Origin of the sequence: Enterobacter cloacae complex sp. ECL414 (assembly GCF_021869685.1) — a bacterium.
GTDB lineage: Bacteria > Pseudomonadota > Gammaproteobacteria > Enterobacterales > Enterobacteriaceae > Enterobacter > Enterobacter kobei.
Genome location: NZ_CP091481.1, coordinates 670511 through 687415 on the forward strand (window position 1 = coordinate 670511; position 16905 = coordinate 687415).

Consider the following 16905-nt stretch of genomic DNA (forward strand, 5'->3'; position numbering starts at 1 on the left):
TTACATACTCAGGGAGTGAAGACGCTATGTCTCATTTGAATTACAACCATCTTTACTACTTCTGGCACGTCTACAAGCAGGGCTCGGTGGTGGGGGCGGCTGAGGCGCTCTATCTCACGCCGCAGACCATTACCGGCCAAATCAAGGCGCTGGAAGAGCGCCTGCAGGGCAAGCTGTTCAAGCGTAAAGGCCGCGGGATTGAGCCAAGCGAACTTGGGGAACTGGTCTTTCGCTATGCGGACAAGATGTTCACCCTGAGCCAGGAGATGCTGGATATCGTCAACTATCGCAAAGAGTCTAACCTGCTCTTCGACGTCGGCGTGGCGGATGCGCTGTCCAAACGGCTGGTGAGCGGCGTGCTGGATGCCGCGGTGGTGGAAGATGAACAAATCCATCTGCGCTGCTTTGAATCCACCCACGAGATGCTGCTGGAACAGCTGAGCCAGCATAAGCTGGATATGATTATCTCGGACTGCCCCATCGACTCCACGCAGCAGGAAGGGCTGTTCTCAGTGAAGATTGGCGAATGCGGTGTCAGCTTCTGGTGCATTAATCCACCGCCGGAAAAACCCTTCCCGGCCTGTCTGGAAGAGCGTCGCTTATTGGTGCCGGGAAGGCGGTCAATGCTCGGGCGTAAGCTGTTGAACTGGTTTAACTCGCAGGGGCTGAAGGTGGAGATCCTCGGTGAATTCGACGATGCGGCACTGATGAAAGCCTTTGGCGAAGCGCACAATGCCATCTTCGTTGCGCCAACGCTGTACGTGCTCGATCTCTATTCAGACAACAAGATTACGGAGATTGGCAGAGTGGATAACGTGATGGAGGAGTATCACGCCATATTTGCCGAAAGAATGATTCAGCACCCGGCGGTGCAGCGAATCTGCAACCGTGACTACTCGGCGCTGTTTACGCCACCGGCAATCTGAAGACATAAAAAAACCCGCGTTAAGCGGGTTCTTTAAACAAGCAACAACAAGTAGCGATTAAGCCAGTTTGTTGATCTGCGCGGTCAGGTTTGCTTTATGACGCGCTGCTTTGTTTTTGTGGATCAGACCTTTAGCAGCCTGACGATCCACGATTGGTTGCATTTCGTTAAATGCGTTCTGCGCTGCAGCTTTGTCGCCAGCTTCGATTGCTGCGTATACTTTCTTGATGAAAGTACGCATCATAGAGCGACGGCTTGCGTTGTGCTTACGAGCCTTTTCAGACTGAACGGCACGTTTCTTAGCTGATTTGATATTAGCCAAGTCCAACTCCCAAATATGATCTATGTGGACAATTCAAAGGCCGAGGAATATGCCCTCTTTGCCTTCTTTTGTCAATGGATTTGTGCAAATAAGCGCCGTTAAAAAGCGACGCTACGTTACGTAGTGATGGCGCAGGATTCTACCAGCTTGTCTTGCGTGAATACAGCCTTTCGGCATAAAAATCGCAGTTCACGAGCAGATTTTTTCGCTGTGAAAGGTCAGCCTGATGAAATCATTACGGCTTTCTGTTTTGCGCGAACAATCGCCGGTTAACCTTAACCGCGGTACAAGGTATACTTTGGCGATTTTCACTGTTTTGAGCCAGACATGAAGCTGATACGCGGCATACATAATCTCAGCAGCGCACAAGACGGGTGCGTGCTGACTATTGGTAATTTCGACGGCGTGCATCGTGGTCATCAGGCGCTGTTGCAGGGATTGCGTAAAGAGGGGGAGGCCCGTGGTCTGCCCGTGGTGGTGATGATTTTCGAACCGCAACCGCTGGAGCTGTTTGCGGGGGATAAATCGCCCGCCCGTCTCACTCGCCTGCGTGAGAAGCTGCGCTACCTGGCAGAGTCCGGCGTGGACTACGTGCTGTGCGTGCGTTTCGATCGTCGCTTTGCCGCACTGACAGCACAAAATTTCGTCAGCGACCTGCTGGTTAAGCGTCTTGGCGTACAGTTTCTCGCCGTGGGGGATGATTTCCGCTTTGGCGCTGGTCGGCAGGGCGATTTCTTGCTATTACAGAAGGCGGGCCTGGAGTACGGTTTTGACGTGACCAGCGCGATGACCTTCTGTGAAGGCGGCGTGCGCGTCAGCAGCACGGCGGTGCGTCAGGCACTGGCGAATGATGAACTGGATACGGCAGAAACGCTGCTGGGGCATCCGTTTACCATCTCAGGCCGCGTCGTGCATGGCGACGCCCTGGGGCGCACGATAGGTTTCCCGACGGCGAATATCCCGCTGCGTCGTCAGGTTTCCCCGGTTAAAGGGGTCTATGCGGTGGAAGTGGCAGGACTGGGCGATAAGCCGTTTTACGGCGTTGCCAACATTGGCACGCGTCCCACTGTCGCCGGTGTACGTCAACAGTTAGAAGTGCACCTGCTGGACGTTGTAATGGACCTTTATGGTCGCCATATAGATGTAATACTGCGTAAAAAAATACGCAATGAGCAGCGATTTGCTTCACTGGATGAACTAAAAGCGCAGATTGCGCGTGATGAATTGACGGCCCGCGAGTTTTTTGGGCTATGAACCCGGCTTAAATGCCTACGTGATAAATACGGAACCGAGAATCTGATGAGTGACTATAAATCAACCCTGAATTTGCCGGAAACAGGGTTCCCGATGCGCGGCGATCTCGCCAAGCGCGAACCGGGAATGCTGGCGCGTTGGACCGATGATGACCTGTACGGCATCATTCGTGCAGCCAAAAAAGGCAAAAAAACCTTCATTCTGCATGATGGCCCTCCCTATGCGAATGGCAGCATTCATATTGGTCACTCTGTAAACAAGATTCTGAAAGACATTATCGTGAAGTCCAAAGGCCTCACGGGATATGACTCGCCTTACGTTCCGGGCTGGGACTGCCACGGTCTGCCAATCGAGCTGAAAGTAGAGCAAGAGTTTGGCAAGCCAGGTGAGAAGTTCACCGCCGCTGAGTTCCGTGCAAAATGCCGCGAATACGCTGCCACGCAGGTTGATGGCCAGCGTGCGGACTTTATCCGTCTGGGTGTATTGGGCGACTGGTCGCACCCGTACCTGACTATGGACTTCAAAACTGAAGCCAACATCATCCGTGCGCTGGGCAAAATCATCGGTAACGGCCATCTGCACAAAGGCGCGAAGCCGGTGCACTGGTGCGTGGACTGCCGTTCTGCGCTGGCAGAAGCCGAAGTAGAGTATTACGACAAAACCTCGCCTTCTATCGACGTGGCGTTCGACGCTGTCGATCAGGATGCGGTGAAAGCCAAATTTGGCGTCTCCTCCGTTAACGGCCCGGTCTCGCTGGTGATCTGGACCACCACGCCGTGGACGCTGCCAGCCAACCGTGCAATCTCTCTGTCCGGTGAGTTTGACTACGCGCTGGTGCAGATTGAGGGTCGCGCGGTTATCCTGGCGAAAGATCTGGTGGAGAGCGTGCTGAAACGCGCGAACATCACCGACTACACCGTGCTGGGTACCGTGAAAGGCGACGCGCTGGAACTGATGCGCTTCAAACACCCGTTCCTGGGCTTCGACGTTCCGGCCATCCTGGGCGACCACGTTACGCTGGAAGCCGGTACCGGTGCGGTACACACCGCCGGTGGTCACGGTCCTGACGACTACAACATCAGCCTGAAGTACGGTCTGGAAATCGCTAACCCGGTGGGGCCGGACGGCTCGTACCTGCCTGGTACTTATCCGGCTCTGGACGGTATCAACGTCTTTAAAGCCAACGACATCATCGTGGATATGCTGCGCACCAGCGGCGCGCTGCTGCACGTTGAGAAAATGCAGCACAGCTATCCATGCTGCTGGCGTCACAAGACGCCGATCATCTTCCGTGCAACCCCGCAGTGGTTCGTCAGCATGGATCAGAAAGGCCTGCGTGAGCAGTCTCTGAAAGAGATCAAAGGCGTGCAGTGGATCCCGGACTGGGGCCAGGCGCGTATCGAATCCATGGTCGCTAACCGTCCTGACTGGTGTATCTCTCGTCAGCGTACCTGGGGCGTGCCGATGTCTCTGTTCGTACATAAAGAGACGCAGGAACTGCACCCGAATACCCTGGAACTGATGGAAGAAGTGGCGAAGCGCGTCGAAGTTGACGGCATTCAGGCGTGGTGGGATCTCGATGCCCGCGACATCCTGGGCGCGGACGCGGACAACTACGAGAAAGTGCCAGATACCCTGGACGTGTGGTTCGACTCTGGTTCGACCCACGCCTCGGTGGTTGACGTGCGTCCAGAGTTTGCCGGTCACGCTGCCGACATGTATCTGGAAGGGTCTGACCAACACCGCGGCTGGTTCATGTCATCCCTGATGATCTCCACCGCCATGAAAGGTAAAGCACCTTACCGCCAGGTACTGACTCACGGCTTCACCGTGGATGGTCAGGGTCGTAAGATGTCTAAATCCATCGGGAACACCGTTTCTCCGCAGGATGTGATGAACAAGCTGGGCGCAGACATTCTGCGTCTCTGGGTGGCTTCTACCGACTACACCGGCGAAATGGCGGTGTCTGACGAGATCCTGAAGCGTGCTGCCGACAGCTATCGTCGTATCCGTAACACCGCGCGCTTCCTGCTGGCGAACCTGAACGGTTTTGATCCAGTGAAGGACATGGTGAAACCGGAAGAGATGGTCGTGCTGGACCGCTGGGCGGTAGGCTGTGCGAAAGCGGCGCAGGACGATATCCTGAAAGCCTATGAGTCTTATGATTTCCACGAAGTGGTGCAGCGCCTGATGCGCTTCTGCTCCATCGAAATGGGCTCGTTCTATCTCGACATCATCAAAGACCGCCAGTACACCGCGAAAGCGGACAGCGTGGCGCGTCGTAGCTGCCAGACCGCACTGTTCCACATCGCTGAAGCGCTGGTTCGCTGGATGGCGCCGATCATGTCCTTCACCGCAGATGAAATCTGGGGCTACCTGCCAGGCGACCGTGAGAAATATGTCTTCACGGGCGAGTGGTACGAAGGTCTGTTCGATCTCTCCAGCACCGAAGCGATGAACGATGCCTTCTGGGACGAGCTGCTGAAAGTGCGTGGCGAAGTGAACAAGGTTATAGAACAGGCGCGTGCGGACAAGAAAGTCGGCGGCTCTCTGGAAGCAGCAGTCACCCTGTACGCCGAACCTGAGCTGGCGGCAAAACTGACCGCGCTGGGTGATGAATTACGATTTGTCCTGTTGACCTCCGGTGCGAAAGTTGCGGATTATGCCGAGGCCTCTGCTGATGCTCAGCAGAGCGAGCTGCTCAAAGGACTGAAAGTCGCGCTGAGCAAAGCCGACGGTGAGAAATGCCCGCGTTGCTGGCATTACACCACGGATGTCGGCCAGGTGGCGGAACACGCAGACATCTGCGGACGCTGTGTAAGCAACGTCGCCGGTGACGGCGAAAAACGTAAGTTTGCCTGATGAGTAAAACTCTCTGTTCAACAGGACTGCGCTGGCTGTGGCTGGTTGTGGTAGTGCTGATTATCGATCTGGGCAGCAAATTCCTGATCCTCCAGAACTTTGCTCTGGGGGAGACGGTCCCGCTGTTCCCGTCGCTTAACCTGCACTACGCACGTAACTACGGTGCGGCGTTTAGCTTCCTTGCTGACAGCGGTGGCTGGCAGCGCTGGTTCTTCGCGGGTATCGCTTTAGGTATTTGCGTCATACTGGCAGTGCTGATGTACCGTTCGAAGGCAACGCAAAAGCTGAATAACATCGCCTACGCGCTGATCATTGGCGGCGCGCTGGGTAATCTGTTCGATCGCCTGTGGCACGGCTTTGTGGTCGATATGATCGACTTCTACGTCGGCGACTGGCACTTCGCGACCTTTAACCTCGCCGATAGCGCAATTTGCATCGGTGCGGCGTTAATCGTGCTGGAAGGTTTCTTGCCGAAACCGGCCGCGAAAGAGCAGGCGTAAGCATCAATGCCGGGTGGCGCTACGCTTACCCGGCCTACAGAATTTGTGGCCTCCCGTAGGCCCGGTAAGCGTAGCGCCACCGGGCAACAGGTGACCCAAAACAAGCGAGCAATTTGCATGTCTAAATCCGTACAGAGCAACAGCGCGGTTCTCGTCCACTTCACGCTGAAGCTGGATGATGGCTCCACGGCTGAATCCACCCGCAATAACGGCAAACCGGCCCTGTTCCGTCTTGGCGATACCTCCCTGTCTGAAGGTCTTGAGCAGCAGCTTCTTGGCCTGAAAGAGGGCGAGAAAAAAGCCTTTTCGCTGGAGCCAGATGCTGCGTTTGGTGTGCCAAGCCCGGATCTGATCCAGTATTTCTCGCGTCGCGAATTTATGGACGCGGGTGAGCCGGAAATCGGGGCGATTATGCTCTTTACCGCTATGGACGGCAGCGAAATGCCTGGTGTGATCCGCGAAATCAACGGTGACTCCATTACCGTTGATTTCAACCATCCGCTTGCCGGGCGTACCGTTCATTTTGATGTTGAAGTGCTGGAGATTGACCCAGCACTGGAGGCCTGAAATGCAGATCCTGTTGGCTAACCCGCGCGGCTTCTGCGCCGGTGTAGACCGCGCTATCAGCATTGTTGAAAACGCGCTGGAAATTTACGGCGCGCCGATTTATGTGCGTCACGAAGTGGTGCACAACCGCTATGTGGTCGACAGCCTGCGCGAGCGTGGTGCTATTTTCATCGAGCAGATTAGCGAAGTGCCGGACGGTGCGATCCTGATCTTCTCCGCGCACGGTGTCTCTCAGGCCGTCCGTAACGAAGCGAAAAGCCGCGATCTGACGGTCTTTGATGCCACCTGTCCGCTGGTGACGAAAGTGCATATGGAAGTGGCGCGCGCCAGCCGTCGTGGTGAAGAGTCGATTCTGATTGGCCACGCGGGTCATCCGGAAGTCGAAGGCACGATGGGCCAGTACAGTAACCCGGAAGGGGGCATGTATCTGGTGGAGTCGCCTGAAGATGTCCTGACGCTGAACGTCAAAAACGAAGCCCGTCTGTCGTTTATGACCCAGACGACGCTCTCCGTTGACGATACCTCTGATGTGATTGACGCACTGCGCCAGCGCTTCCCGAAGATCGTCGGGCCGCGTAAAGACGATATCTGCTACGCCACCACCAACCGTCAGGAAGCGGTGCGCGCGCTGGCTGAACAGGCGGATGTGGTGCTGGTGGTCGGCTCGAAAAACTCCTCTAACTCTAACCGTCTGGCCGAACTGGCACAGCGTATGGGTAAAGCGGCATTTCTGATCGACGACGCGACGGATATTCAGGAAGCGTGGGTGAAAAATGCGGCCTGCGTCGGCGTGACCGCAGGCGCTTCCGCGCCGGATATTCTGGTGCAGAACGTCATTGTCCGCCTGCAGGAACTCGGCGGCGGCGAAGCGGTTCCGCTCGAAGGACGCGAAGAGAACATTGTTTTCGAGGTCCCGAAAGAACTGCGTATCGATGCTCGCGAAGTGGAATAACCCATTATCTGATGAAAGGCCAGCATCTCATGTGCTGGCCTTTTTTTTGCCCCGTACTTTATCGTGACGACAAAATCATGTCTTTTACTGATATTTAAGTCTGTTTCACGTTAAATTCTAATTATCGGTGTTTTCAGTTGGCAGCCTTTGCGAAGGCTGGTTAATCTGAAAACGATTTACATCATTTTAACGTAAGAGAATAACTATGCATGATGCACAGATCCGTGTCGCCATTGCGGGCGCGGGTGGACGTATGGGCCGTCAGCTGATTCAGGCGGCACTTCAGATGGATGGCGTGGCACTGGGCGCGGCGCTGGAGCGTGAAGGGTCATCACTGTTGGGAGCCGATGCAGGTGAACTGGCGGGCGCAGGAAAGACCGGCGTCACCGTACATAGCAGCCTGGAAGCGGTTAAGGATGACTTCGATGTATTTATCGATTTTACCCGCCCGGAAGGGACGCTGACGCATCTGGCGTTTTGCCGTCAGCACGGTAAGGGGATGGTGATCGGCACCACCGGTTTTGACGACGCAGGTAAGCAGGCCATCCAGGATGCATCGAAAGAAATTGCGATTGTCTTCGCGGCAAACTTTAGCGTGGGCGTTAACGTCATGCTGAAGCTACTGGAGAAGGCGGCGAAGGTGATGGGCAACTACACCGACATTGAGATTGTTGAAGCGCACCACCGCTACAAAGTTGATGCGCCATCAGGCACGGCGCTGGCGATGGGCGAAGCGATTGCTCATGCACTCGATAAAGATTTGAAAGACTGCGCGGTCTATACCCGCGAAGGTCATACCGGCGAACGCGTACCGGGCACGATTGGTTTTGCTACCGTCCGTGCGGGTGACATCGTCGGCGAACATACGGCGATGTTCGCCGATATTGGCGAACGCGTCGAAATTACGCATAAAGCTTCCAGCCGAATGACGTTTGCCAATGGTGCAGTGCGTTCCGCTTTGTGGCTGAAAGGAAAGAAGAGCGGCCTTTTTGATATGCGAGATGTGCTTGATCTCAACAATCTGTAAGCATTATTACCCATCGTGATGTGGTTATTGCAGTCGTAATATATTGATTGCATAGGGCAATATTTTATTGCCCTTTTATTTTACCTCATTTTCTTTAATTCTTGCTCTAAAGCTTAAAAATAAGAAGTTTTATCTCTTGTTTTCGTTACTGAAATGTAAATTTTGACCATTTGGTCCACTTTTTACTGCCTCGCCGAATAATTTTTCATTAAACCTTGCACGCAAGCGTTTTCTACAGTGATTTACCTGATCTTTTTGTCGCTTAAGTGGCTTTACTCTCGCCAGGCTTGCAAAAGGATAAACAAAATATCCGTTTTAAGTTGACTTTTAGCCTCCCAATCTCCAGAATGCCGCCGTTTGCCAAAAATCCGCTGGCAACACATTTGCATTGATTCATGACATGGTTATGCATTAATATGCAAATAAAGTGAGTGAATATTCTCTGGAGGGTGTTTTGATTAAGTCAGCGCTATTGGTTCTGGAAGACGGAACCCAGTTTATCGGTCGGGCCATAGGGGCAACGGGTTCGGCGGTTGGGGAAGTCGTTTTCAATACTTCAATGACCGGTTATCAAGAAATCCTCACTGATCCTTCCTATTCTCGCCAAATCGTTACTCTTACTTATCCTCATATCGGCAATGTCGGCACCAATGCGGCTGACGAAGAATCTTCTCAGGTACATGCGCAAGGCCTGGTCATCCGCGACCTGCCGCTGATTGCCAGCAACTTCCGCAGCACTGAAGATCTCTCGTCTTACCTGAAGCGCCATAACATCGTGGCGATTGCTGATATCGATACCCGTAAGTTAACGCGTCTGCTGCGCGAGAAGGGTGCACAGAACGGCTGCATCATCGCGGGTGATAACCTCGATGCCACGCTGGCGCTGGAAAAAGCGAAAGCCTTCCCGGGTCTGAACGGCATGGACCTGGCGAAAGAAGTGACTACCGCTGAAGCCTATAGCTGGACGCAGGGTAGCTGGACGCTGGAAGGCGACCTGCCAGAAGCGAAAAAAGAGAGCGAGCTGCCGTTCCACGTGGTGGCCTATGATTTCGGCGCCAAGCGCAACATCCTTCGCATGCTGGTTGACCGCGGCTGCCGTCTGACGGTGGTTCCGGCGAAAACCTCTGCCGAAGACGTACTGAAGATGAACCCGGATGGCATCTTCCTTTCTAACGGTCCTGGCGACCCGGCACCGTGCGACTACGCTATCGACGCCATCAAGTCCTTCCTGGAAACCGACATCCCGGTATTCGGCATCTGCCTCGGCCATCAGCTGCTGGCGCTGGCGAGCGGTGCGAACACCATCAAGATGAAGTTCGGCCACCACGGTGGTAACCACCCGGTGAAAGATATTGATAACAACACGGTGATGATCACCGCGCAGAACCACGGTTTTGCCGTCGATGAAGCGTCAATGCCGGCTAACCTGCGCGTGACGCATAAATCACTGTTCGATGGCACCCTGCAGGGGATTCATCGTACCGATAAGCCAGCGTTCAGCTTCCAGGGCCACCCGGAAGCCAGCCCGGGCCCGCACGACGCCGCGCCGCTGTTCGATCACTTCATCGAACTTATCGAGCAATACCGTAAGACCGCTAAATAATCAGGAGCCGAGAAGACCATGCCAAAACGTACAGACATAAAAAGCATCCTGATCCTTGGCGCTGGCCCGATTGTTATCGGCCAGGCCTGTGAATTTGACTACTCCGGTGCGCAGGCATGTAAAGCCCTGCGTGAAGAGGGTTACCGCGTTATCCTGGTCAACTCCAACCCGGCGACCATCATGACCGACCCGGAAATGGCGGATGCAACCTACATCGAGCCGATTCACTGGGAAGTGGTACGCAAAATCATTGAGAAAGAGCGTCCGGATGCTGTGCTGCCAACCATGGGTGGCCAGACGGCGCTAAACTGTGCGCTCGAGCTGGAGCGTCAGGGCGTGCTGGCCGAGTTCGGCGTGACCATGATTGGCGCGACCGCCGATGCGATTGATAAAGCAGAAGACCGTCGTCGCTTCGACGTGGCGATGAAGAAAATCGGCCTCGACACCGCGCGTTCCGGTATTGCGCACAATATGGAAGAGGCGCTGGCCGTTGCGGCTGAAGTGGGCTATCCGTGCATCATCCGTCCATCCTTCACCATGGGGGGGACCGGCGGCGGTATCGCCTACAACCGCGAAGAGTTCGAAGAGATTTGCGAACGCGGTCTGGATCTCTCGCCAACCAAAGAGCTGCTGATTGATGAATCGCTGATTGGCTGGAAAGAGTACGAGATGGAAGTGGTGCGTGATAAAAACGACAACTGCATCATCGTCTGCTCCATCGAAAACTTCGATGCGATGGGTATCCACACCGGCGACTCCATCACCGTTGCGCCAGCCCAGACGCTGACCGACAAAGAGTACCAAATCATGCGTAACGCCTCGATGGCGGTGCTGCGTGAAATCGGCGTGGAAACCGGCGGCTCAAACGTGCAGTTCTCGGTGAACCCGAAAACGGGGCGTCTGATTGTTATCGAAATGAACCCGCGCGTGTCCCGTTCCTCCGCGCTGGCCTCCAAAGCGACCGGCTTCCCGATTGCGAAAGTGGCGGCGAAACTGGCGGTGGGTTACACCCTCGATGAGCTGATGAACGATATCACCGGTGGCCGCACGCCAGCCTCCTTCGAACCGTCCATCGACTACGTTGTGACCAAAATTCCACGCTTCAACTTCGAGAAATTCGCCGGTGCGAACGACCGCCTGACCACCCAGATGAAATCTGTCGGTGAAGTGATGGCGATTGGCCGCACGCAGCAGGAATCCCTGCAGAAAGCGTTGCGCGGTCTGGAAGTGGGTGCAACCGGCTTTGACCCTAAAGTCAGCCTGGACGACCCGGAAGCACTGACCAAAATTCGCCGCGAACTGAAAGATGCGGGTGCAGAGCGTATCTGGTACATCGCCGATGCCTTCCGTGCTGGCCTGTCCGTCGACGGCGTATTCAACCTGACCAACATTGACCGCTGGTTCCTGGTGCAGATTGAAGAGCTGGTGCGTCTGGAAGAGAAAGTGGCAGAGCTGGGCATCAACGGCCTGGACGCAGACTTCCTGCGTATGCTGAAGCGTAAAGGTTTCGCCGATGCGCGTCTGGCTAAACTGGCGGGCGTACGTGAAGCGGAAATCCGCAAGCTGCGTGACCAGTATGACCTGCACCCGGTTTACAAGCGCGTGGACACCTGTGCGGCGGAGTTCTCCACCGACACCGCCTACATGTACTCCACCTATGAAGACGAGTGCGAAGCCAACCCGTCCGTCGACCGCGACAAGATTATGGTGCTGGGCGGCGGTCCAAACCGTATCGGCCAGGGCATTGAGTTTGACTACTGCTGCGTACACGCCTCGCTGGCGCTGCGCGAAGACGGTTACGAGACCATCATGGTCAACTGTAACCCGGAAACCGTCTCAACTGACTACGACACCTCTGACCGCCTCTACTTCGAGCCGGTTACGCTGGAAGACGTGCTGGAAATCGTGCGCATCGAGAAGCCGAAAGGCGTTATCGTGCAGTACGGTGGCCAGACCCCGCTGAAGCTGGCACGTGCGCTGGAAGCCGCAGGCGTACCGGTTATCGGTACCAGCCCGGATGCGATTGACCGTGCGGAAGACCGCGAGCGTTTCCAGCAGGCGGTTGACCGTCTGAAGCTGAAACAGCCAGCCAACGCCACCGTCACCGCCATTGAGATGGCCGTTGAGAAGGCGAAAGAGATTGGCTATCCGCTGGTGGTGCGTCCTTCTTACGTCCTGGGCGGCCGCGCGATGGAAATCGTGTATGACGAAGCTGACCTGCGTCGTTACTTCCAGACGGCGGTGAGCGTTTCTAACGATGCGCCAGTGCTGCTCGACCGCTTCCTCGACGACGCGGTAGAGGTGGACGTTGACGCCATCTGCGACGGCGAAATGGTGCTGATTGGCGGCATCATGGAGCATATCGAGCAGGCGGGCGTGCACTCAGGTGACTCAGCCTGTTCTCTGCCAGCCTACACCCTGAGCCAGGAAATTCAGGATGTGATGCGTCAGCAGGTGCAGAAGCTGGCCTTCGAGCTGCAGGTTCGCGGCCTGATGAACGTCCAGTTCGCGGTGAAAGACAACGAAGTCTACCTGATTGAAGTGAACCCGCGTGCGGCACGTACCGTCCCGTTCGTCTCCAAAGCCACCGGTATTCCGCTGGCGAAAGTGGCGGCGCGCGTGATGGCGGGCCAGACGCTGGCGCAGCAGGGCGTGACCAAAGAGATCATTCCGCCGTACTACTCGGTGAAAGAAGTGGTGCTGCCGTTCAACAAATTCCCGGGCGTTGACCCGCTGTTAGGGCCAGAAATGCGCTCTACCGGGGAAGTGATGGGCGTGGGCCGCACCTTCGCTGAAGCGTTCGCGAAAGCGCAGCTCGGCAGTAGCTCCACCATGAGAAAATCAGGCCGTGCGCTGCTCTCCGTTCGCGAAGGCGATAAAGAGCGTGTGGTTGACCTGGCGGCCAAGCTGCTGAAACAGGGCTTCGAGCTGGATGCAACTCACGGTACGGCGATTGTGCTGGGTGAAGCCGGTATCAACCCGCGCCTGGTGAACAAGGTGCATGAAGGTCGTCCGCACATTCAGGACCGTATCAAGAATGGCGAATACACCTACATCATCAATACCACCGCAGGTCGTCAGGCGATTGAAGACTCCAAGCTGATTCGCCGCAGCGCGCTGCAGTACAAAGTGCACTACGACACTACTCTGAACGGCGGTTTCGCAACAGCTATGGCGCTGAACGCGGATGCCACCGAGAAGGTGATTTCAGTGCAGGAAATGCACGCGCAGATTAACAAGTAAGACAAAATGCCCGGTGCCATTCGGTTGCCGGGCATTCTTCCCCTCTTCAGAACCTTCTGGTTTTCCATCCGCTTTCAGTCAGTTAGCCTAAAATGGTTAGGTCGATAACGAAATTCATCTGAGAGCAGGGGAAAACACCATGCAAAATAAATTACTGATCGCTTCCGTTCTGGCTGCCACTGCACTGTTTACCGTAGCAGGCTGTTCGTCTAACCAGGCAGTCAAAACCACCGATGGCAAAACCATCGTGACCGACGGGAAACCGCAGGTAGATGATGACACCGGACTGGTGTCGTACAAAAACGCCGAAACTGGTCAAACGGAGCAGATTAACCGTGACCAGGTGAAATCCATGGGCGAGCTGGATAACTAAAAAAAAGCCGTGGCAAATGCCACGGCTTTTCGCTTTTGCTGGACGATTACCAGCGGTGGTTCAGCAGGATATGGCCGCCATAGGCAGCATAGCTGTTCTCACCCCATTCGCCGCTGGCGCGCAGCGAAAGCGTCGTGGTTTCGTTCAGGTTGCCGGTGACGCCCAGTTCTAACTGACCACGATCTTCCGGCGTATCGTTGCTCACGGTTTCATCATTAAACGCCAGATCGTTTTGGCCTGCCCCTTTCAGCCAGTTCACCGCAACGTACGGCTGCCAGGCTTTCACGTCCTTCTGCTCGAAGTAGCTGGACTTAACGCCCAGACGACCAAAGATGCTGTCGTTGTCCAGAGTCGTTACGCGCACGCCGTCGCGATCGGTATGATTTTCCTGATCGAGATAGCTGTAGATCACCTGCGCCTGCGGCTCGATCTTCCAGGTACGCGCGTTTTCTGACGGGATAACCCACGCGTGGCCAACTTCGACAGACGCAGCGAAGCCTTCGCTGTCGTAGTCTTCATCATTGCGGTTGCTGGTCACTTTATTGTTGTACCAGCTATAAGCGGCCCAGGTATCAATGTAGCTGCCCAGACGTAATTTCTGATCTTCCTGCCAGGTGGCATACACCCCAACATTGAAACCGTCCACCTTGCCTTGAGCATCACGCACGTTGTGCTTCGCATCCGAATGCGTCTTCGCCTGGCCAGCACCGAACATGCCACCGGCACGCAGGATCCCATTGTCCATTGGCTTGCTCATGAAATCGCTGCCGACTTGCAGAACGGTCGTGGTGGTGTCGTAGCTGACTTTATCGCCGCCCGCGTCGTTCTCGTGATAACGCCCCTTAACGTACATCCAGGTGTTCAGATCGTCTTCATTGCGGAAGATGATTTGATCGCGATCGTCACGCTTGTGCAGGAACATACCCTGGGCAGCAAGGTAGTTGCCTAAGTAAGCGCCAACTTCAGGGGCCATAACTTCAGGGGCTGAGTTGCCACCGTTATCGCTATTACCGCCGTTATCCGTGTTGCCACCGTTATCGCTATTACCGCCGTTATCCGTGTTGCCATCGGTATCGGTATTGCCACCGTTGTCGGTATTGCCTCCGTTGTCGGTATTGTCGCCGTTATCGGTATTACCACCGTTATCGGTATTGTCACCGTCGGTGTTTCCGCCGTCATCATTATCGTCTGCCGGCTCATCTGATGGCGTCGCCTTCGATTCCAGATACCAGTTGCCGTCGCCGTGCTGATACAGATTGTATTCATACGCCCCGGCAACAACCGGTGCTGCCAGCGTCAGTTGGGCTTCAGAACTGCCACCGACGCTCACAATTTCCATACCGTTTACCGTTTGAGCGCCCAGACCGCCTATATTCTTAACGCTGACATCAGACTGACCGAAGCTGCTGCCCGTAATGGTGAGGTGGTCGGTTGGTGCGTTATCTTCGCCGAGGCTGCTGTTCATTACGATCTGGCTACCAGAAGAACCCGTGTAGTCGCCGTTTATGATGAAATTGTTGCCAACACTGTTATTGGCCGCGCCGAGTAGCAGCGTGCCACCGTTGGTAACGTTGCCGTTGACCGTATCGATACCTGAAACGCTCAGGGTCGTGTTACCCTGAATCGCATTCCATGCCGCCAGCGTACCGCCGGTCAGGATATCAATGTTGTTATTCACTTCACCTGCCGTGGCAAACGCTGCACCATTTTCAACGGTGACGGTGGCGTTACTGCCTTTCACGCCGAGCGTTGCACCACTGGCGATCAGCGTCGTACCGTTATGCAGAACGGTATTTCCCGTGTAGCTATTATTGCCGGAGAGCGTCAGGGTGTTTGAATCTGCTTTTTCGACATTACCGCTGCCGGTAATGCCGGTGGTGAATGTGGAGGAACTGCCCTGATTAAAAATAACGGTGCCGTTGTTGGTCAGGCCACCGCTCAGCGTGGTGGTGTTCTTGCCATCACCAAGCTGGAGAGAGGCATCTTTTGCAACGAGGGTATTACCGGCATTCGCGACGGCGCCTGACAGGACTAAATCACCGCTGTTGACCTGTAAAGAGTCATCTGCGCCGATAATGTCTATATTGCCTGACAGCGTCCACTTTTCACCATCCATTTTTACTGACGCAAAGCCATCCCCTTCCTTCAGTCCGATGAAATTGCTGTCTTCTGTGCCCGTACCAACCAGTGAAAGCGTGTTGCCTTTTGACGCGGTGGAGATGACATCTCCTTTGAGTGACGATCCTGTGTTCAGTACCAGCGTATTATTTTTCGTGCTGGCAAACATAATAGCTGTCGTATCGCCACTAATCGCGCCACTGTTTGTGATGTCCGCTTTCGACGTGTCCGTGACGTTGATACCGTACTGCGTTCCCTCTAAGGTGCCGGTATTAATAATTTTGGTATTACCATCGCTCAGGCTGATACCATCACCGTTTGTACCCGTTATTTTTCCGCTATTATTTATTCCCACACCAATCTGAGAACTCAGGCCTGTGTTTCCTCTGATTATGCCTGTGTCAGTGTTAGCGATATTGACGGCTGAAGAGCTTTCACTGACGAACACGCCATTCTCTGTGCCTGTGATGTTTCCATCATTGTTTAGATCGCCAAGCATTGACTGAACATTTACGGCATTGGCTGTTGTAGAGGAAATGGTTGCACCGCTTTCATTATGAATAATGACTCGCTGAGCCCCGGTATTAATATCTAATCCATTCCCTTTTCCGGAAATATTACCTTTGTTGGTCGTGGATGTGACATTGATGCCTGTGACCGATACGGCACTCTCGCTTCCTGCGGAGGAAATGGTGACATCTTTATTTATCACGTATTCTGCATCAGCGGAAAAATACTGGGGTACTGAGGTTGACTGGCTAATAGTTCCAGCGAAGGCCACTACCGGTGTGAATATAAGTAAAGCAGGAAATATATTTCCCAGAGTTTTTGTGGTCTTGTTTAATTTGAATATTTTGTTGCGCATTTACACGTCCATTTGAAAAGAAGTGGCGCTAATTAATGACTTAAAATAGCGCTTCTGGGCTACTTAAAAGAATGATTCAACGATAAAAAGCGTAAAATTATTAATTTTTCAATGTGTTATGTATAGATCATTTTGCTAAAGAATAATTTTATATTTTCTTAATTGATCACTTGCTAATATGCTTTAGCGCTTAATTATTCATTTCAAATATCATCTGATAACAGTTATTTTTGTTGGTTTGAGGTCTGCTATACCCGCCAGGAAGGAGGGTTGCCAATAGTTGCGTTTTACCTT

The 16905-nt window shown here is 54.3% G+C and carries 12 protein-coding genes; 10 read left to right on the top strand and 2 right to left on the bottom strand.

Translation table 11 applies throughout. From position 1 onward, the window contains the following. The first annotated feature begins 26 nt into the window (after nucleotides 1–26). The gene (gene nhaR / locus L3068_RS03165) at nucleotides 27–926 is read left to right on the top strand and encodes a transcriptional activator NhaR (protein ID WP_014882493.1); all 900 of its coding nucleotides are present in this window, start codon (nucleotides 27–29) and stop codon (nucleotides 924–926) included. A 57-nt stretch (nucleotides 927–983) separates the two neighbouring features. Here nhaR and rpsT read toward each other — a convergent pair whose 3' ends face one another. Continuing rightward, entirely contained in the window at nucleotides 984–1247 is a 264-nt protein-coding gene (rpsT, locus tag L3068_RS03170; protein WP_003856458.1) for a 30S ribosomal protein S20, read from the bottom strand. 327 nt (nucleotides 1248–1574) lie between these two features. On the opposite strand from rpsT, the gene ribF reads away from it, so the two are divergent. From ribF to L3068_RS03220, 9 genes are all read left to right on the top strand, one after another. Continuing rightward, on the top strand, nucleotides 1575–2501 hold the full coding sequence (gene ribF / locus L3068_RS03180) for a bifunctional riboflavin kinase/FAD synthetase (RefSeq protein ID WP_117580890.1): 927 nt from the start codon (nucleotides 1575–1577) through the stop codon (nucleotides 2499–2501). Between the two features lie 45 nt (nucleotides 2502–2546). Continuing rightward, nucleotides 2547–5363 (top strand): isoleucine--tRNA ligase, encoded by a 2817-nt coding sequence (gene ileS, locus L3068_RS03185; protein WP_045135532.1) that lies wholly within the window; start codon nucleotides 2547–2549, stop codon nucleotides 5361–5363. Next, nucleotides 5363–5863 carry a signal peptidase II gene (gene lspA, locus L3068_RS03190; RefSeq protein WP_008502034.1) on the top strand — a complete coding sequence of 167 codons (501 nt, stop codon included), beginning with the start codon at nucleotides 5363–5365 and terminating at the stop codon, nucleotides 5861–5863. Before ileS ends, lspA begins: the two co-directional genes overlap by 1 nt. A 117-nt stretch (nucleotides 5864–5980) precedes the next feature. After that, nucleotides 5981–6430 carry an FKBP-type peptidyl-prolyl cis-trans isomerase gene (gene fkpB, locus L3068_RS03195; RefSeq protein ID WP_003856450.1) on the top strand — a complete coding sequence of 150 codons (450 nt, stop codon included), beginning with the start codon at nucleotides 5981–5983 and terminating at the stop codon, nucleotides 6428–6430. Nucleotide 6431: 1 nt separating this feature from the next. Beyond that, entirely contained in the window at nucleotides 6432–7382 is a 951-nt protein-coding gene (ispH, locus tag L3068_RS03200) for a 4-hydroxy-3-methylbut-2-enyl diphosphate reductase (RefSeq protein ID WP_014882496.1), read from the top strand. 205 nt (nucleotides 7383–7587) lie between these two features. Further along, nucleotides 7588–8409 carry a 4-hydroxy-tetrahydrodipicolinate reductase gene (gene dapB / locus L3068_RS03205; protein ID WP_023332060.1) on the top strand — a complete coding sequence of 274 codons (822 nt, stop codon included), beginning with the start codon at nucleotides 7588–7590 and terminating at the stop codon, nucleotides 8407–8409. 454 nt (nucleotides 8410–8863) lie between these two features. Further along, nucleotides 8864–10012 (top strand): glutamine-hydrolyzing carbamoyl-phosphate synthase small subunit, encoded by a 1149-nt coding sequence (carA, locus tag L3068_RS03210; RefSeq protein WP_014882498.1) that lies wholly within the window; start codon nucleotides 8864–8866, stop codon nucleotides 10010–10012. 18 nt (nucleotides 10013–10030) lie between these two features. Continuing rightward, nucleotides 10031–13255: a carbamoyl-phosphate synthase large subunit gene (carB, locus tag L3068_RS03215; protein WP_014882499.1), complete on the top strand. Its 3225-nt coding sequence runs from the start codon at nucleotides 10031–10033 to the stop codon at nucleotides 13253–13255. 139 nt (nucleotides 13256–13394) lie between these two features. Then, on the top strand, nucleotides 13395–13628 hold the full coding sequence (locus tag L3068_RS03220) for a YgdI/YgdR family lipoprotein (RefSeq protein ID WP_014882500.1): 234 nt from the start codon (nucleotides 13395–13397) through the stop codon (nucleotides 13626–13628). A gap of 46 nt (nucleotides 13629–13674) precedes the next feature. Here L3068_RS03220 and L3068_RS03225 read toward each other — a convergent pair whose 3' ends face one another. After that, on the bottom strand, nucleotides 13675–16611 hold the full coding sequence (locus tag L3068_RS03225; protein WP_181969306.1) for an autotransporter family protein: 2937 nt from the start codon (nucleotides 16609–16611) through the stop codon (nucleotides 13675–13677). Nucleotides 16612–16905: the final 294 nt, after the last annotated feature.